Origin of the sequence: Planctomicrobium limosum, assembly GCF_051465645.1 — a bacterium.
Classification (GTDB): domain Bacteria; phylum Planctomycetota; class Planctomycetia; order Planctomycetales; family Planctomycetaceae; genus Planctomicrobium.
This window is the reverse complement of record NZ_CP195790.1, coordinates 1,843,381-1,860,687: the sequence shown is the minus strand read 5'-3', so window position 1 is coordinate 1,860,687 and position 17,307 is coordinate 1,843,381. Positions and strand designations below refer to the sequence as shown.

General features: G+C 54.9%; 16 protein-coding genes. 6 read left to right on the top strand and 10 right to left on the bottom strand.

Annotated features, from left to right (window positions below; all coding sequences use genetic code 11):
• Positions 1–25: 25 nt before the first annotated feature.
• The 6 genes from SH527x_RS06985 to SH527x_RS06960 all read right to left on the bottom strand — a co-directional run bounded on the left by SH527x_RS06985 (position 26) and on the right by SH527x_RS06960 (position 7,410).
• Positions 26–2,383 (bottom strand): DUF123 domain-containing protein, encoded by a 2,358-nt coding sequence (locus tag SH527x_RS06985; protein ID WP_437193936.1) that lies wholly within the window; start codon positions 2,381–2,383, stop codon positions 26–28.
• A gap of 14 nt (positions 2,384–2,397) precedes the next feature.
• On the bottom strand, positions 2,398–3,531 hold the full coding sequence (locus tag SH527x_RS06980; protein WP_437193935.1) for an SAVED domain-containing protein: 1,134 nt from the start codon (positions 3,529–3,531) through the stop codon (positions 2,398–2,400).
• A gap of 367 nt (positions 3,532–3,898) precedes the next feature.
• Positions 3,899–4,240 (bottom strand): hypothetical protein, encoded by a 342-nt coding sequence (locus tag SH527x_RS06975; protein ID WP_437193934.1) that lies wholly within the window; start codon positions 4,238–4,240, stop codon positions 3,899–3,901.
• Positions 4,237–4,665: an AAA family ATPase gene (locus SH527x_RS06970; RefSeq protein ID WP_437193933.1), complete on the bottom strand. Its 429-nt coding sequence runs from the start codon at positions 4,663–4,665 to the stop codon at positions 4,237–4,239. Before SH527x_RS06970 ends, SH527x_RS06975 begins: the two co-directional genes overlap by 4 nt.
• A gap of 489 nt (positions 4,666–5,154) precedes the next feature.
• On the bottom strand, positions 5,155–6,165 hold the full coding sequence (locus tag SH527x_RS06965; protein WP_437193932.1) for a hypothetical protein: 1,011 nt from the start codon (positions 6,163–6,165) through the stop codon (positions 5,155–5,157).
• A gap of 171 nt (positions 6,166–6,336) precedes the next feature.
• Entirely contained in the window at positions 6,337–7,410 is a 1,074-nt protein-coding gene (locus SH527x_RS06960) for an integrase core domain-containing protein (RefSeq protein ID WP_437193931.1), read from the bottom strand.
• Between the two features lie 184 nt (positions 7,411–7,594).
• On the opposite strand from SH527x_RS06960, the gene SH527x_RS06955 reads away from it, so the two are divergent.
• Both SH527x_RS06955 and SH527x_RS06950 read left to right on the top strand, forming a co-directional pair.
• Positions 7,595–8,254 carry a hypothetical protein gene (locus SH527x_RS06955; RefSeq protein WP_437193930.1) on the top strand — a complete coding sequence of 220 codons (660 nt, stop codon included), beginning with the start codon at positions 7,595–7,597 and terminating at the stop codon, positions 8,252–8,254.
• 202 nt (positions 8,255–8,456) lie between these two features.
• Positions 8,457–8,621, top strand: a complete 165-nt coding sequence (locus SH527x_RS06950; protein WP_437193929.1) for a hypothetical protein — start codon at positions 8,457–8,459, stop codon at positions 8,619–8,621.
• Positions 8,622–8,631: 10 nt separating this feature from the next.
• On the opposite strand, the gene SH527x_RS06945 is transcribed toward SH527x_RS06950, so the two are convergent.
• Positions 8,632–9,201, bottom strand: a complete 570-nt coding sequence (locus tag SH527x_RS06945; protein ID WP_437193928.1) for a hypothetical protein — start codon at positions 9,199–9,201, stop codon at positions 8,632–8,634.
• A 434-nt stretch (positions 9,202–9,635) separates the two neighbouring features.
• Here SH527x_RS06945 and SH527x_RS06940 point away from each other — a divergent pair, with 434 nt between their 5' ends.
• Positions 9,636–10,721 (top strand): hypothetical protein, encoded by a 1,086-nt coding sequence (locus tag SH527x_RS06940; RefSeq protein ID WP_437193927.1) that lies wholly within the window; start codon positions 9,636–9,638, stop codon positions 10,719–10,721.
• An 88-nt stretch (positions 10,722–10,809) separates the two neighbouring features.
• Positions 10,810–11,559: a hypothetical protein gene (locus tag SH527x_RS06935; RefSeq protein WP_437193926.1), complete on the top strand. Its 750-nt coding sequence runs from the start codon at positions 10,810–10,812 to the stop codon at positions 11,557–11,559.
• On the opposite strand, the gene SH527x_RS06930 is transcribed toward SH527x_RS06935, so the two are convergent.
• The 3 genes from SH527x_RS06930 to SH527x_RS06920 all read right to left on the bottom strand — a co-directional run bounded on the left by SH527x_RS06930 (position 11,548) and on the right by SH527x_RS06920 (position 14,079).
• A complete protein-coding gene (locus SH527x_RS06930; protein WP_437193925.1) occupies positions 11,548–11,808 on the bottom strand; it encodes a TatD family hydrolase in 261 nt (86 codons plus the stop codon). The genes SH527x_RS06935 and SH527x_RS06930 overlap by 12 nt on opposite strands.
• Before the next feature lie 791 nt (positions 11,809–12,599).
• Positions 12,600–13,031, bottom strand: coding sequence for a carboxypeptidase-like regulatory domain-containing protein (locus SH527x_RS06925; protein WP_437193924.1), 432 nt, complete (start codon positions 13,029–13,031; stop codon positions 12,600–12,602).
• A gap of 109 nt (positions 13,032–13,140) precedes the next feature.
• Entirely contained in the window at positions 13,141–14,079 is a 939-nt protein-coding gene (locus SH527x_RS06920; protein WP_437193923.1) for a DUF1559 domain-containing protein, read from the bottom strand.
• Between the two features lie 338 nt (positions 14,080–14,417).
• On the opposite strand from SH527x_RS06920, the gene SH527x_RS06915 reads away from it, so the two are divergent.
• Both SH527x_RS06915 and cysS read left to right on the top strand, forming a co-directional pair.
• Entirely contained in the window at positions 14,418–15,467 is a 1,050-nt protein-coding gene (locus tag SH527x_RS06915) for a hypothetical protein (RefSeq protein WP_437193922.1), read from the top strand.
• A 151-nt stretch (positions 15,468–15,618) separates the two neighbouring features.
• The gene (gene cysS, locus SH527x_RS06910) at positions 15,619–17,220 is read left to right on the top strand and encodes a cysteine--tRNA ligase (protein ID WP_437193921.1); all 1,602 of its coding nucleotides are present in this window, start codon (positions 15,619–15,621) and stop codon (positions 17,218–17,220) included.
• Positions 17,221–17,307: the final 87 nt, after the last annotated feature.

Here is a 17,307-nt window from a genome sequence, read left to right as displayed (position 1 = left end):
GTGGGTGCTGGTCACTTGAGCTATTTTACGGGCGCTCAATCTGGCTGGCGATTTCCCGAATCCGTTCGATCTCACTCCGGGTGACCTGAAGCTGTTCAGCGGTCGGTACCAATCCGCGACGCATCATCTCCTCGAAATCCCAGACGTTCTTGACGGTGAGCCTGAGTGCTGCCCGCCCCCATCCGACGACCTGTCCTCGGACGGCTTTCGACCTCACCCTCGCCAAAACAGACTCCTTGCTAAGTTCATCAGGCAGAACTGGAGATGGGGTGCCCTTGTTGATCAGGCATTCGTCAAGTAGTTCAGCTGACCATCGGCAGAGCCGACTCAAGTGCCTCACTTCTTCGAAGATCATGCTGTTATGGATGGTCTTCAGATGAACCAACAGCTTTCCAAGCGAACCCCGCGCCCTCGCCAGTCGCTTACTGACCTCGGCAAAGCTGGTGGTGTCGAACACCATGTCGTCCGAATGCGGGGCCACGGACGGGAACTTCGCTTCGATGACTCGGTTGATCCGATGACGTTGACGCACATCAGACGTTCGGCTGAGTGACAGAATCGCCATTCGAGTTTGAGGTCGCTTTGGATCAAAGAGAGCCGACCACGCCGATTCGCCGCAATTCTCGATGAGCGTCTCCACCGCCGTGGCGAACTTGATGGCCTCTTTGAGCTTCGGGAAAGAAACCTTCATCTCTTTGGCAACGCTCTCGGCGAGCAGTCTCGCTGGTCGACGTTTCGCCAGGCTGGTCCATTTACTTGGTTCCAAGTCGCTGTCCCGAATGGCGAGGTTTCGATGTTCGAGGAACCGCCTTCCAAGCAGGTACTCACATTGAAGTCCAGGCACGGAGCGCTTCCCGCGTGGCTCTGCGATGAACTCGACAGAGACCGTGCTTGAAAGCTCCCGTGAACTCAGCATCGAGCGAAACACGGCTGTCGATGGGCGAGTTGGCAGATGGCAGAAATGGGACGGGCAATGGGCCTTGCAGTCACTGGCTCCGAATTTCGGAACCGGGACGGTCGCTCCCTTCAGATCAGCCACGGTCTGCGCCCAGTGGTGCTCGAACCGGCAATCGTCCGTCTCGCAGTACCAGAGTTCGCAGAGCAGCGCGTGCTCGCGAAAATAATCGACGTTCCAGTGCATGTTCTTGCCGTCGGCTATGCGACGCTGATGCCGGGCCAGACGGCGGTTGAGTCCACCGACACCACACGCACTTCCCACGTACAGATACCAGCCGGGCGGGAATTTGTGCTGAGTACCCGGCATCGTGCCTTTGTAATTTGCGGCCACCTTACGCCCAGGCGAATCGCCGAAGGTTCCGCGCAGACGTTTTTCAAGCTCACTGGCAGTTGACGCATTCAGGATTTCGTCGAGATCCTCTCGCACCCAATTGATCCACTGGAAAAAGGCGTCGGCCTTTCGGCTATCGGGATCATTCCATCTGTCCGCGAAATTCTCCTCCAAGTGGACTGGATTGGGAATGACCCACCGATCATTGAGGCAGCGGATGATGCCCGTGTCCTGATAGCGAACGATGCTGTCGAGGAAATTCGCCAGTGTGCTATAGATGTCCGACTCCTGACGGTAGGAGTGGGCGGCAAGTGTGGTGATGATGATGGACAGAGGCTTATCAGCCTCGTCCCGATGCCCGGCAAAACGTACATCGCGGTGACGTTTGAGGATTTGAACCGCACGCTGAAGTGGCGTGCGGACGAGTTGATCCGGAACATCATCGACGCGTGCGAACACCTTCGAATACCTGGCTTGGATTTCCCGCTTTCGCAGAGCGGCAATGCGGGTGAAGGTCTCACGTTGCCGATCGGCAAACCAGTCCGCGTAACCTGCCGGATTGCTTTTACCCCACGAGTACGTCTTTTTGTCGTCGTTCCTGTTCGTCAAATCGATTGCCTGCACCGCGTACTTAGGGAGTATATCCGGGTGCGAAAATGGCTTGGGTACACATGGCAGTGTATCGAGATGAAAGCCAATTCCATCCTGTTCGGCGTAGTTGAGAGTCCAACATCGACGGCCTTCATCGTCGAGCATCTTCTTGTACGTCTCATGCTCCCTGAGTCGTTGACCAATCATGTGCTTGATTGCCGCTGGAGACACACCCGGAATTGAGTTCAGCAGGCACACGAGATCAATGTCGTATTCGCATTCAATGCCGTGCCTGATAGGACGAACCACGGTGCCGAGCCGGAAAGATCCCTGAGGATGGACATGCGGAATTCCCAGAATGCCCGGATAAGTGCCCGCCTCAAGCCACCGCCCAACGGCGGTATAGCGTTCAACGGCCTCTTTGTACTTTGTTGGGGGAATGTCCAACTCTTCCGCGATTTCACGGAGGATGGTGTCTGCGATCAGAATCCGGTTGTCATTCATCCTCGTGTTCGTCCTTACTTAGGCTGTCGAATTGAAAGCGCGGGGACGAAGCCGCCGCCGTTTCTGTTTTGATCGTAAACGAGAAAAGGAAGGTCGGCCTTGGGTTGCCAGACACGTCCAATCTCGACGGCTGCTGATACGGGAACGGCGGGAAAAATGTGCAACTGAGCCGATTCGCCGTGGATCAGCTTGATCTGATTGAAGGTCTGACGCATTACTCGGCGGAACTCTTGTAACTGGCTTCGGGCTCGGAGGAAGTCGTTGTGCGGGGCGCTATGGTGAATCGACCAAATCGCGATGTCGTCTCCGAGCACGGAGTGAATTCGCTCCGGCAAGATATTCGCGCTGAGCGATAGGATCAGGGCCACTTTCGTTCGAGATGTGTCACTGCTCGACGTCACCTGGTAGGAGAACTTCGGCGTTCGTGTCTGCCAGTTCCATGTCGGAGGTTCTCGGTGAAGTTGATAGACCTCCGCCGGACAGATATCCGAAATCTCTCGCCCCAACGCGATCAGAAGTGGAATCGGCGCGAATCCAAAAACTGAGAGATGCTCAACATCTCCCGACGAGATGGCAGGCTTTACCAAACGGTCGATCTGTCGACGGAGGTTTTCCTGTTCCATCTCCCAAAATCGGCTCTCGCCATCCGAGAAGCTGCTTTTCATTCCAATCGCAAACGGTTGGTTTGCTGCCGGATACCAGTTCGGAACCATTGCCCGCATGGCCTTGCTGGCAGTCAGAGGTGACTCGTTGTCTCCAACCTTCGCACCGTAAAGCAGGACATGAGACTTCATCTCGTCTTGAATTCCGGTGAGCAGTTCCACTCTGGCTTCATGCTCAGATTTCATTTCCTCCAGGAGGCTGACCGGATGCCCAGCCACATCGGCGATGTCAATGAGCCGATGATGGGCGTCGCAGAGCAACATCAGGTTGCTGATGTCCGCCTTGAGTTTCTCAGAAAGAACCTTGTCGCCACGCGGTCCGTCAGGTTGGTCCGCGACGATATGAGCGATGTAGGACGTGTTGAACTCTGCCTTTGTCAGGTCGTCGCGGTACAACGCGTGGTTGCAACCACGGTACTCGCAGCGACCGGCAGCTCTGCCCCAGAGGCAGTAACGAACTGATGCGGGAACATTGGTAACCGACAAATGAGCCTCCCCAGTGTGAACTCTCTGACGTGTGAGACCGTCTCAATCGCAGGATCGGGCTTTTGGCAACTGCGATGATGTCGAGCCCGTGACGAAAGCCTGCTAACGCATCTGGCGTGCCAATCTCGCTCCTGAATCTTGCTGTCGGGCGTCAGCTCGCGTTTCGCACGGGGGCTGTTCGCTAGGCTGTTCTCGCTTTGGAATGGCTTCCTACCGCTCGAAAAGCTGGTTTTCCATTCGATTACGCATTCGTGTCGAACGCGAGATGCTTGAATTCCCAAGGCTGACGGAGTCTGTCTGCTCACCGCAATGACGCCAGAATCGGTCCGCCCCTGTCAATCGGCAGTCACTTGCGATACCATTTCGTTTACATCGACACAAACGAAATGGTGAGGGGGGAAGCGGCGCAGTTGAATCCACAGGTACTGTCTTGCACTGTCTCCGCATTCTCCAACCAGTCCGCGCTAACGTAAGGGCGATCTGCATCGCTCGCCAGAATCTTGTCGGACAAAGACTCAAGCAGGATGCCATAACGCTTTCGCTCAACGGGTTTAAGCTGTCTTGCCCACATCTTGTAAACAAGGCTGCTCCAGTGCTTGGGAAACTCCGCAATCAGTCGCCCCTTGTGGACGTCGAACTGTTCGAGGAAATACCGAATACTCTCGGGTTTCGAGAGGACTTCGGGCTCTAAGGCGAATTCGAAGATCATCCGAAAAGCTCCTCTGCTCGCTCATCAAAGAAGCCTTTCGGCCAGTCATCCAGGAACTCACCTGTTTCGTCGATTCGCAATCTCTGACATTTCACACCATTGAGTGTCCGCTCGACGTAGTAGACGGCAATTTCATTCGGCAACAGCCCGTTGACCCCGTCCGGCAACTCCTTGTCTGTTGTCTGGCGGATGCGTTTCAGCATCCGCAGCATCAAGTGTTCGCCGTGAGTTTCCAGAATGAACCGGCAGTGCTTTTGGTGGATCGTCTCGACGAACAAATCGCCGAGGCCGACTTCGACGGACGGGTGATTGTGCAACTCCGGCTGCTCGATCAACGTGATGCCGGGATGCTGATCCAACGCTGAAACGACGACCGGTACGAGCTGCGTGATGCCCACTGCAATGTCGGGCGGATCGATCTCCACCGACGAATTTTCATCTCGAAGGACCAATCGAGTCTGTTCCGGCAGGTTGGTGTTCGATTGCTTCCACAAGAAGCCATCAACACGCGGCTGTTCCTGGGGAACGAGTTACTTTGGGAACCGGACGCCCCGAGCTTCCCCGGATGGCGCGACAAAGTCAGTGCAAATGTGGAGCTGCGTCCTCGCGAATCTCCAACTCAGTATCGCATTTACGTGTCACACCCTAGTGAAGTCACGGCAACGGCAGTTCGTTTTCGACGGCAGCTCCTTGACCTGACACACGATTCCGCAAACCGTGCAAGCTCGTCATGGTTTCCCTTGGACACCGAGATTCGTCGCCACGAGGTCATTGCTTTTACTGTATTACTGCGATCAGGGGACGAGAAGACCGAATTGCGACGTCGTGTTCCGTTGCGCCTGCCAGGTCACCTCTGGCGGAAAGGGGACTTTTGGGAAGAGGTTCCGGCACGTGCAACACTTGAGCTACGAGAGTTACGAACCGTGGAGTTTCGTTTGTCGCCACCTGAGTCGGCAATTCAAGGCGAGCAGTGGCAACTCTTCGAGGGGCGACGCTGGATAGACTCGGTGAAAGGTCGTCCTCAACGAATTTCGGCCGTCGAAGGCTGGGGTGCCCCTGTGATCCTGAGAGGGGCGACATACAACTGCTGTGATCCAGAGCATTGTTTCGATCAGTTCGTCATCGACCGGGATCACTCGGACAGAGAGTTTCTCGCCCAATCGAAGCTCCTCTCTCAGCCGCGCGAAGACCTTCGACTCGCTCACAGTTCCTTCCGCCAGCCCTAACTCGCGTACCAGGGCGTTGCGTCCGAAAAACTTCTTGGCGATTCGAATGGCCACAGTATCTCCTGCCGCAATTTGACCTGCGAGGCTTTCGATCAACCATTGGTTCTGCATGTAGAATTCTCTGAGTCGAGTCTCCGTTTTCTCCCTTGCTGTCTTCCGTGTTCGTGGAGTTGTAAGGCCCTTTTTTCCAAGAAGTCGAAGCTCCGCGGCCTGAGACAACTGAGTCAGCATGTTCAACACGCAATCCAGGTCCTTCGCAATCTTCGCCAACGCCTGTCGTTCCGCCTTCGCTTGAGCTAGCCGCTGTCTTCGATCCGCCTCGGTGTCCAAAAAGCCGGAAGGCTCGTCCATGTCGCCGAATGCCGGAATGATCCGTTCGTAACGCCCCTCTGGTTGCGGCTTCCACTGCGATAGGGACTTCTTCAAGTCGTCCCACGGTCTTTTCCAATGGCTCCAGTTGATTGCGAGCAGCCCGAGCTTAACCCCACTCGGCAACGCCACGTCCAAAGTTAAGACCTGGTCCACCAAGGCTTCCAGCTTCTTGAAGGCTTCTGATTTCCAGTGTGCTAACCCGTGTTCATGAGCAGCCCGCAGTTCTGACGCAAAATCTCTGATGCCCTCAACAATCTGACGGGCGGTTTCGCGATCAAGGTCCGCATCGAACTGAATTGGCGGAATCTCCTGGCTGTTTCTACTCATGTTCACCAATGCCTTGTTCAGCCATGCAGAGAATCCGGCATTAGCTGGGATCTGTCGGGTGCGATTTATGGACCGGTGGCCTGGCACCATTTTCCTCTCAGGATCACGCGCCGCCAAGTCCGAGGGCGCACAACAGCGAGAAAGGATGCGTGGTCCGGATTCGGAAAGCGTTCAAGCTGCCCGGTAGGAGTAGTGTTTGAGCACGCCACCGAGTCTCTCCTTGCAGACGAGTTTGATCGGTGCCTCAACGTCGTCCGGAGTGTCGCTCGCGGCCTTGCTGGCCACCAGAACGACGTTCTCCATCCCTTGGTGCGGTCGTTCGTGGTGATAGTGCTCGATCATCTCGGACACCAGGTGATCCATGTGACGCTCCCCGAAGACGATGAACCGGTCCAGCACTTCCTGTTGCAGCGTCTGAATGAACCGTTCAACGTAGGCGTTTGTGTTGGGCGAGCGGAAGGCCGTCTCTTTGGCTTCGCCGTCCTGCGAGTTGAAGACTGCATCGAACGTGGGCGTGAACTTCGTGTCTCGGTCGTGCATCAGGATTTTGACTTCCTGACCTTCGGCTTGGACGTGTGCCTGGAACTGTTTGGCTCGCTCCACCACCCACTCTTCGTTCGGGTGGAACGTGGACTTCGTGATGAAGACCCGCCTGGTGGCCACGTGCAGGAAAATCAGCACGTACAGATCGCGGAACCCTTTGATCGTCAGCGTCTTCTTGGACAGAAAATCACATTGCCACAGCGTCTGGGCGTGGGATTTGAGGAACTCGTCCCAGGTCCCCTCGCCACGTTTCGGCCCCGGATCGAGTCCGTGTTCCTTCAGGACGTTCTTGATCGTGTTCCGCGATGGCGGCGTGATCCCGAGTTTTTTCAGTTCCCCCATGATCCGGGTGTAGCCCCATTCGTTTTCGCGGGCGAGTTTCAGGATCAGGTCCCGGATCTCGGTGTCTGTCTTCGGTCGCCCCCGCTTGGCGACCTTCTTCTTCACGGTTTGATTCAGTACACGAATCCACCGGCGAAGTGTTTCCGGATGCACAATCGACACCAGCTCGTTGATCGCCGAACCGAGCTTGGCGGCGAACTTCGCCAGCCGGTTCTTCTCCTTCTCGGTCACGGTCACCCTGGCGGGCAGTTTGCTCCGCAGGATTTCATTCTCGACCTTCAGGTAGCGGACCTGCCGGGCCAGCTCTTTCTGGGTCGCGCCGGCGATCAGCAACAACAGGGGCTGAAACAGGTTCTTCATCGTGGTAGACTCGGAGAATCGCGGGAAAATGAGGGGCAATCTCATTTTTGCACCCCGGTGGCCGCCGCTGGGAATCCCAGCCTGCCCTACGGGAGATGGCCCCCACGAACTCGGGTCCGGCTGTAGCGGTTCTTCCGCTTGGTCTGGTCCGCCACGGTTTCCGCTCTAACGAATGAAGTAGCTCATGAACAAGCCGAAGGGGCGAATCGTCCTGCTCGAATCTCCGAACCCGATGGACCTGCTTCAGGGGCGGACGGAGATCCAAACATTGGCAGCGGCGTGCCGCTTGATTGGCTATGAGGCGGTGTCGTTCTCGATTCGATCCCAGCGAGAGTTTTTAGAGACTTGCCAATATCTCTCGACCATCGAGACAAACCACGACAGTACGAACGCGAAGGACGTGCCGTTGTTCGTTCACATTTCCTGCCACGGTAACGACGAGGGGCTGGCATTCGGCAAGGACAGTGTGAACTGGGAAGAACTTAGCAACGATATCGAGCCGCTCTGCAACCTGGACGATTACCCTGCTGGATTCATCTTGTCGATTTCGGCTTGTGGTGCAGGAGATCAAAAGGTGACCAAGGGACTGTCAGCCGCGTTCAAAAAACGAAACAGCCTGAGACCTCCGCACTATCTGTTCGTCACCGATGGTGAATACGTTCTCTGGGACGCAGCCACTGTCGCGTGGGTTGCCTTGTACCATCACGTCGGCAAGGTCGGCATTAAGGACAAAGTGAAGATTCAAACAGCGATTGGAGCAATCAAAACCGTTGCCGACATGTCGCTTTTGTACTTCCGCTGGGACCAGAAGCAGAAGAAATACCTACGGTTCCAGGCCAAGTAACGACTCGGCGGATCGCCACAGTTGCCTTCAGCACCAGCAGTCCTTCGATCGATGGTTTCGCCACAAAGTGCCGGTATGTGTTTGGCACAGGGATGTAGGCCAAAAAAGAACAAGGTGGAGTTGTGGTAACTGCCTGCTCAGGGATGGGGGGGGGGCGAGTTCGGCTAAAATCCCCCTCAGTTTCTGGAAAAGAGTGACCCGGATGGTGCTGATTATGGACGGTAAAGAGTGGTACAAGCAACAACTTCAAACACCAGAATGGAAAGCAAAGCGAGCGGAAGTTTATGCCAGAGATGGATATGGCAATGGGAGACCGGCAATGAGCGACTGCGACGATCCTCTCCGGGAGCAGCGCTCTTCTCCCTGAGATTTTCTGGTCAGTCCAGCATGATCGACCGGAGCAGGCGTCGCGGCATCTGGTGAAGCTCTTCGTCAAGCATCCACAGAAGCTCGGGCACGACCTCGGAAGGCTGGCCCTCCATTTCCCGGACCAGTGTCCGGGCCAACTCCAGCAGCGCTCCCTTCCTCTCCGGCTCTGACATCATGGTCACGGGCCGAAGCCGCCGCAGGCTGAAGAAGGTCATCGGCAAATCCTCGGTGCAGGCTTCCAGCCACTCCACGAAGTCAGCAGGCAATCGAGTCAGTAAGGCCAGGTGATAACCCACCGTCACCTTTGAAGTGCTGAAGTGCTCGGCCGCCTGCCGGTAGGTGTAGATGCCCGGTTCCTTCAGGTACGCCTCGTACTGTCGGGCAATCGCAATGACGTTCCGGATCGGGGCATAGTCCGCCCGAATCCGGAGCCGGGACCGCCGAATTCTCGGCTTACGCTCTGGCTCGGGAGATCGGCCAGGAACGTACATTCGCACGCGGTCGACGTAAACCGTGTGGTAGTAGCGGTTTTCAAGCCGCAGGACTTTTCCCCGAAAGGAACCGGAAGTGCCTTGCACGGGGAGGACCGTGTTCCGGTCGCGGCCGGTGTGTCCCGAAAAACGACCGATTTTCAAGACTGCCGAGCTTCGATTTTGTCAGGCCGGTGGTAACTGCGTCGATTTGTCGGACGTGTGTTGGACCGATGCTTGCAACTGGTACTGGCTCAGTGATGTCACCCTTCAGCCGAAGCATCGGATGTAATCGCTGCCTCAGGACGCTATGATTACGGGCTTGGACCATCCACTGCGGTTCTCACACACAGCAGCTCACAGAGCGGAATTTGAGGAGCAGTTCGGTCGGTCGGTGAAGTAACTCAAAGGGTGAGACCGAACACTTGTCGGTCCACCGTGCGGACAACGATCCCGCGACGCGGGATGACGGATACGACAGCGCTAATCGATAGCGCAATGACTGAAGGCGAAATAAGCGAGTTCTTGGTCGGGACAGCTATATGCATCACATTGATTTCTTGAATGACAATCTCGTCGATCTTCCGAAGACTCGGGCTGGTGACTACGTAGCGTTCATGGACGATCTATTTCAGAGGTACATTCGACACGTCAAGGCGGTCGATCGACGGACGCCGCTCGGCGTGATGATCGCGACAAGGCTCGGAGCCATAGAGGTCGCATGTGATGCATTGATGCGATCGCTGAGAGCAGTCCTGTCTGGGGATCGCCCCACAGCTTACAACGAACTCGACGTGGCACTGACCGGACTTGGGCCGCATTTCGACGCCATGTGTCCGAAGGGCGACATGTCGACCTTGGTGAATCCGATCTATCGCTTTCGGTCATTGGGAGACAAGCCGTTCCTGAGAAAGGATCTGTTTCACATTCCCTTCCATCTTCCAAATCTGATCAAGGAAATGCGGTACAGCGTGGCCGGATTGCCCTGTTTGTATTTGGGTGGCTCAACGCACGTTTGCTGGCGAGAGCTCGGCGAGCCCGCCTTGAACACGATTGCAGTTGCCCGGTACTCCGCGGTTCCCAATTCGAATCTTCGCGTGCTGAACTTTGGACACCGGATGCCTGTCCTTGCAGCTTACACGGCGACGGAGCCAAACCGGTTCCTGGCCCCGAATACCGAAGTTGCGTTCATTGCGGCTCAAGTCGCATGTTGGCCGCTTGTGGCGATTTGCTCGATCCGTGTCCCAGATCGGAGCAAGCCGGAACGACCAGAGTATGCGATCCCTCAGCTCGTTCTTGAGTGGATCACGAGAACGCGAGCATTTCACGGCGTCCGATATTTCTCGACGCACTACGACGAATACATGGACAATCCGAAGACGTATATGAATTACGTTTTTCCGGCATCTGCGATTGCTCCAAAGGACTACTGTGCCAATCTGGTGAATCTTTTTGAGCTGACCGAACCGATGACATGGGCTGATGCCAAGGCCGTTCCGGTTTCGCTGACAGGCATCTCTCGGCCTATTTACAAGACCCGTGAAAACATTGATGTCGACCTTGAGAACGAATTCGGACGTGTGGAAGATGGGCTTCTCAACCTTCCGCTGGGTGTCGTCAGTGCTTGATGCAGTGATGCAAGAGCCGTTCTCCACAGCGAAGCTGCCCAGTGAACCCGCCCTGTGATTAAGATGTCTCTCTACGGGAGGGACTAAAATGAGTAAAAGGAAGAAGCACCTCGGCGAGTGTGCATACTGTCCCGAGCCGGCGACAACCAAGGATCACGTCCCGCCGAGGGGGATGTTCGCCAAGAGCATGCCGAACAAGCCGTGGGTGCCTGCCTGCGAGTCCTGCAATGGGGACGCCAGCAAAGACGACGAGTACATGCAGCGACTCTCGATGCTGTGGGGTGCCGATGCGTGCGCCGACGCAGTCGAGGTTGGCGAGAAATTCATGCGGTCGCTTGAGTATCCCGAGGCGACGGGGCTTCAGGCAGAAGTACGGCGGTCGCTCTCGCCTATAGAGGACGAGTCGCTGTTCCCCGGCGGGATCAACATGGCTCTCCAAGGGGAGCGCCTCGGAAGCGTCACGGACAAGATTGTCCGGGGATGGTGGTTCAAACTGATCCGGACGCGGCTGCCAGAAGGGCACCGCGTCATGCGGTTCATCCCCGGAAAGCGACCCGAATGCCACCCACTCTACGAGGTCAACGAGGCGATAATCCGACAGTGCCCGGGGCACTTCTTCGGCGACTACGCATTCACTTTTCAGTTGGCCTTCTGTCCGAACAGCCGGTTAACGTGCTGGCTTCTCCGGTTCTACAAAGTCTTTGAGATCATCGCCTTCACCTGCAAGGTGGAGGAGAATGGCGACTTTCAGATCCTCGACCTCCGCACGCCCTTCTGCACGATCGACGACATTGGCGGCATCCTGCCTTCTGATGCTGACCACAATTCAGCGAGCTAAGCCCCCTGTCAATTCGCGGGCGAAGCGTCCCCTATTCCCACAACACGCCTTCCGCGTTTTTTTCACCACGGCCCTGACTTCATCAGATTCCATATTGAACATGTTTGCCAAGTGGTCAATCACGAGTGAAACCGTGGAAGGAGTCGCCGGTTGGTTGTCGTGCTTTGCGAACGGCCCATCTGTTTCCGTCAGGATTCTATTGAGCGGCAGTTCGCGAATTATCCTTTGGCCGTTCTCAGATCGAATCATCGCAACATTGATGGAAAAGTAGTATCCGGCAGACAACCTCAATCCCAAGCCCGGCGAAAATGAAAACGCCCGCAGCCAGACGATTCAGCTCAGTACCGAAGAGCTGATGGCTTTCTGGCGAGCGCTGAATGTTGCTCCGAGCTTGACCCCGGCCCAGAAGCGCCTGGCGAAGATCATGCAGGGCTCCCGGTGAGCGGATCGGTACGACCGTGGTGGTAACTCCACGGTAATCGGCTTCCGCCTGCTCGCCCCGGTGCAGCGCCCTTCTCCCTGGGCTACGCCGCGAACTCAAACGTGCGAATTGCCTTCAGCACGAGCAGTCCTTCGATCGGTGGATTGGCCAGAAATTTCCGGTATCTGTCTAGCACAGGGAGCTTTACTCTCTCTTGGCGATATCGCCTCGATGACTGAGACAAAAAGGACCGTGTCAGATTTCTGGCACGGTCCTTTTTTCGTTTTTATCTATTCCCTCATTGGCATTGGGCATTCCCGATGTCGTTATTGTCGCACGGGATACTCCGTTCGCTTCTCGTCAATGTTTGTGGCCGTTCGTTCCAGTGAAGTGGTAAAGGATCGGCCTCTGGTTCTGATTTGTTGAGAAGCTTCTCAAGGTCACGCCAGCTCTTAGGCGGGCCTTTCGCTGTTGCTGACGGATGGTCGCAGATTCCTTCAGGTGATTCTGTTTCGATTTCTGATCGGAAGTGGATTCCTTGTCGCTTCAATTCGGTGCGTCTGAATGAATTGAGATCAAAAAAGTCAGGGAGAGCACTTTGCTCTCCCTGACTTGCTGTTTACTTGGTTTTTGTCGTTAGCTCGAAGTCAAGCTTGTTCGGCTTGCCCGCCTCGATTGTACGCTTCAGGTCGCTTTTTGCGTTGTACCTGGTGGGGACGAGCTCCTTTGCGGGAGGCGGTACGTCGCCCCCTGCTTCGTTCGTCTCTGAGCGTTCATGGCTGGCCGCTGAAATCCGGATCAGGTACTCGCCTGGAGGGAGCCCTCGTTCTGCCGGAATTTTGTACGCCCCGTCGGTCACTGTTGCGCCTGATGAGTGTCCACCAGGTGAGAGTGGTTCGAATGTGATCGTCCCGTTAGCAACTGGAGTCCCATCTAATGTGACGATTCCAGTTGCTCCTTGTCGCTGCAGGGGATCTTTCGTTCCGCACCCAACCAGTGTCGCAGTGAACAGGCTGATGAAACACAGTGCGTTAAGTCTGGAATTCCACATCGAGATACCAATCTAGAAGCAATGAGTGCTGGGATTCATTACAGAACTGGAAATGCTCCGCAATGAGGCGTTTCAAGCAGCTTCGGGGCCGCATGATGGTCGGACAGGTTTAGAACTCTCCGACGACCTCGCCTCCACGTGATGTTCCGAGAGCTCGCCAGACGTCAATGCTGATGTTCTCAGAGACGAATCGTGCAGCACCATCACCCATTGTCACCTGAACGCCACCGGTGTGGCGACTACGACTTGCGAGCATGTCCGGATTTGCGGTTGTTGCGTTCGCGCATGGGCCGTTTCGTTCTGGCTGGTTAATGCACCCACCGGTTCCGGCGATGATGTCAGCACTGTTGCTGTTCGGGCCAAGGTACGTGGTGAACGCACTGGAGTTTCCGTACCAGGTTAAGCCTCGGAGATCGTTTGATTCCGGGGTTTGAATTCCCTCGCCAAGCAGAAGGGTGTTACTCAGGCCGTCGGTCATGGTGCTCATTTTTTCAACACGTCCGCCAGTGGTCGCAATTGAAGCAAATGGGGCTCCGCCGAATTGCACGCCGTTCAGCGTTGCTTGTTGTTGGAATCCTGTGTTTCCGTAATTCGCAAGGTAATTGTGCTTTGTCAGATTGGTTGCGCTGTAAACGGCTTCAGTATCACTGGGGCAGCTGAATACGGAGATGCGGCGAGTCGTGACTGGTCTGTTGTCCGCGCCTCCATAACGGCCGTCTTGGTCCAGGAATTTGCGGTTGTGGTTGTACATGTTGTAGAGGGCGGTCTGCTCCAATTGCGGAAACAGTGCCACCATCCATGTTCCCCAGCAGCATGCATAGTTCCCAACAGGGAAGCTGTTATGGACATCGTGGTAATTGTGTAATGCCAAGCCAAGCTGTTTCAGGTTGTTTTTGCACTGAGAGCGTCGGGCGGCCTCGCGAGCTTGTTGGACTGCAGGCAGGAGCAGCGCTATCAGGATTGCGATGATGGCGATCACCACAAGCAACTCAATCAGTGTGAACGCTTTGTGGCTGTTTTTGCGTCGCAAACGCAATGCTTCGTTCATGATATTACCTGTCTATCCAGATTGATTTAGTCAAATGAAGCGGAGGCTAAGAAGAAATTCAGCCATTTCGAACGATTCTCGTATGAGCGCCGACTGATTCTAGGTTGTGTATGGTACATGATCAATCTCAGATGCGACGAGGTATCACGCCAGATGACACGAGAAATTCAAATGCGATCAATTGTACAATTCCGGATATTCGTCGCGGTATTCTTGATCCGCTATGCCTGCATCTCCGCAGTTATTTGCGAAAAACTGACGCACCTATTTCGGTATGATTTTTCAGATGAAGCATCTGTCGGGGCGACGCTTGTGGAGGCGTACGAAAGGAGTCCGCAGTGAATTTCGATAAGTCTGGCCTGAATACCGCAGGGGAACTTGATTCCGGAGTATTCCGTTCGTGGAACGCCTGGGCCACTTGCTTGGTGTGCCTGGTTGTTCTCATTGCCGCGAGACTTTCCATTTGGTCTCCATCGAAATACGTTTCGCAATTCGAGGGGAATTTACAGGAAGAACTCGTAGAGGATGTCGAGCCACTCGGGGACGATGAGCCAGTTGCATTTTATGGCCCGGGGACGACTCGAATTTCATTCGAAGTGCGAAATGATGACCAAATAGATGAAGATCTTGCTGCGATCAGGCAGCAATCCGGGCGGCTCGTCGTCGATCTCTTTTGTTCAGAAGTCAGCGGAAAACTAGCGCACCTTCGTGACCTCGAATCGATCCACACGCTCTCTTTATTCGGGTGTCCTGTGACTGATGAGGATCTCCTGGAGCTTGGACAGCTTCCGAATCTGCAGGCTCTGGATGTGAGTCATACCCGCGTCACCCCGGCAGGCCTGATGAAGCTGCGAGACTCCCGAAAAGTGCAGTATCTGATGGTTTCTGGACTGGCGATTGATGAACAAACGCTAAATGAAATTGTTCAGGTCTGGCCCAATTTGACGACTCTTGGATTGGAAAAGACAAACATCCCATCAGGAGGATTCCGTTCCTTGTCTAAGCTACGGCGACTGCAAAGTCTGAATCTATCGCGGACAGTAGTTTCCGACCGAGATCTGAAATGGATTTCCGGGCTGACTCGGCTGAAGACATTACATATCAATCAGACAGGAATCTCCGACCGAGGAATGATCTATCTCGGAAGGATCGAGAGTCTGTGGAAACTTGATTTGAACCATACGCATATTACGAGCAAGGGGCTGAAAGAACTGAAGGGCCTACAGGAGTTAGAGCTCTTTTACTTTCTTGGAACAAATGTTTCGATCGATGGTTTGGACCATTTGAAATCGCTCAAATCGCTTCGAATTATTGGTGTGAACTGGGAAACGACTCCTGAAGCAAACGAACGTCTCCGTCAGACACTCCCCAATGTGCGGTATCCGTAAAGACTGTTGGATTTTAAGTTTGCCTGATGGCGCTGGCGGCGGACTTCTGCGAGTTTGGCCGATGTCGTAGGGCGTTTCGGTGACTTCCCTTGGCTCAATTCCCGTAAAGTCGCTAATCTTCTGTGATTGCCAGGTGGAGAGGTGACGCGGCATGTCGCCTTACCTGAGTCAAGAGTCCGCATGGAAGGCCCCGGAAATGTCGCTTCGCGTTTACAACACACTTTCCCGTCAGAAGGAAGAGTTCAAAACAATCGAACCTGGCAAGGTTTCGATGTATCTCTGCGGCCCGACTGTCTACAAACCTGCTCATATTGGCCACATGGTTGGTCCTGTCATTTTCGACACGATCAAACGCTACCTGACCTATTCCGGGTATCAGGTGAAATTCATCGTCAACATCACAGATGTCGATGACAAACTGATCAATAAGGCCGTTGAGCTTGGCATGGAAGTCAAGGCTCTGGCCGAAAAAATGACTGAAGATTACTTCGATAACCTCAATTTGATGGGCGTCGATACGATCGACCATTTTCCATACGCGACCGACTATATTGGTGCCATGCAGGAGATGATTCAGTCCCTGATTGACCGAAATGCAGCCTATCCATTGAATGGCGACGTCTATTTCGCGGTGACTCAGGATGCAGACTACGGAAAATTGAGCGGTCGCAGTGTCGAGCAAATGCTCGCTGGAACACGCGTTGAAGCGAATGACCGCAAGCAGAATCCGGCGGACTTCGCACTTTGGAAGTCATCAAAAGCTGGCGAACCGGCCTGGGACAGCCCATGGGGACCAGGGCGACCTGGCTGGCACATCGAATGTTCCGCCATGAGCAGCAAGCTGCTGGGCGACTCAATTGATATTCACGGGGGCGGTCTGGACTTGATGTTCCCGCACCATGAGAACGAACTTGCTCAATCAGAATCGGCGAGCGGCAAAACGTTTGTGAAATACTGGCTTCACAACGGCCTGATGCAGTCCGGAAAAAACACCGGAAAAGTCGGTGGCGGCCACGACAAGCATGGTGATGTTGAGTGCAATCACGATGCTCAGATCGCCGGGAAGCTGGCAGGTTCTGCAGGCGCTGAGTCCGTGAAAACCGCGGTCTTCGCTCATCATGCTCCAGAAGTTGTGCGGTTCTTCCTGCTTTCAACTCATTATCGCAGCCCGATCGATTTCTCACTGGAGAACATTGCGAATACCGGCAAGGCGATGGAAGGCTTCTATCGCCTGTTCGAAACCGCTCAACGAGTGCTTGGCGTCAGCTTCTATGAGCTCGCCACATCGACGACTCGAAGTGGCTCCGTCGCTGCGGAATCGCTCCCTGCCGACTTGGTGGGAACAGTAACTGATCTGCGTGATCGGTTCTGGGAAGCGATGGATGACGATTTTAATACTGGCGGCGCGATCGGAATGTTGTTCGAACTGCGTCGCACCATCAATGGGTTCATCACTCAGCATAAACTTGAAGAAGCGGCATCTGCTGAGCAGAAGGCTCAACTGACCGCGCTGCTGTCACTCTTCAAGGAACTGGCAAATACGCTTGGAGTCTTCCGGATTGCTCAGCAGAAGAACTCAGGTGCGGATGATCAGTTCGTGAATGGCCTGATGGATCTGATTCTGGAGATTCGCAAAGAAGCCCGGGCAACCAAGAACTGGGCCGTCGCTGACAAGATTCGGGACAAGCTGACCGAGTTGAAGGTCACTGTCGAAGACGGAAAAGAAGGGGTTCGCTGGTCCCGTTCGACGTAATCGCGAACATGTGAATCAGTTCTGAACCGTAGCCTGCTGACCTGCCGGTGTTTCGCGTGATCGAAACATCGGCAGGTCCTTTTCTTG

Coding starts and splice junctions, on each gene's coding strand:
- SH527x_RS06985 (WP_437193936.1), bottom strand. CDS start 2,383: ATGAATGACAACCGGATTCTGATCGCAGACACCATCCTCCGTGAAATC.
- SH527x_RS06975 (WP_437193934.1), bottom strand. CDS start 4,240: ATGATCTTCGAATTCGCCTTAGAGCCCGAAGTCCTCTCGAAACCCGAG.
- SH527x_RS06965 (WP_437193932.1), bottom strand. CDS start 6,165: ATGAGTAGAAACAGCCAGGAGATTCCGCCAATTCAGTTCGATGCGGAC.
- SH527x_RS06960 (WP_437193931.1), bottom strand. CDS start 7,410: ATGAAGAACCTGTTTCAGCCCCTGTTGTTGCTGATCGCCGGCGCGACC.
- SH527x_RS06955 (WP_437193930.1), top strand. CDS start 7,595: ATGAACAAGCCGAAGGGGCGAATCGTCCTGCTCGAATCTCCGAACCCG.
- SH527x_RS06950 (WP_437193929.1), top strand. CDS start 8,457: ATGGTGCTGATTATGGACGGTAAAGAGTGGTACAAGCAACAACTTCAA.
- SH527x_RS06940 (WP_437193927.1), top strand. CDS start 9,636: ATGCATCACATTGATTTCTTGAATGACAATCTCGTCGATCTTCCGAAG.
- SH527x_RS06935 (WP_437193926.1), top strand. CDS start 10,810: ATGAGTAAAAGGAAGAAGCACCTCGGCGAGTGTGCATACTGTCCCGAG.
- SH527x_RS06930 (WP_437193925.1), bottom strand. CDS start 11,808: ATGATTCGATCTGAGAACGGCCAAAGGATAATTCGCGAACTGCCGCTC.
- SH527x_RS06925 (WP_437193924.1), bottom strand. CDS start 13,031: ATGTGGAATTCCAGACTTAACGCACTGTGTTTCATCAGCCTGTTCACT.
- SH527x_RS06920 (WP_437193923.1), bottom strand. CDS start 14,079: ATGAACGAAGCATTGCGTTTGCGACGCAAAAACAGCCACAAAGCGTTC.
- cysS (WP_437193921.1), top strand. CDS start 15,619: ATGTCGCCTTACCTGAGTCAAGAGTCCGCATGGAAGGCCCCGGAAATG.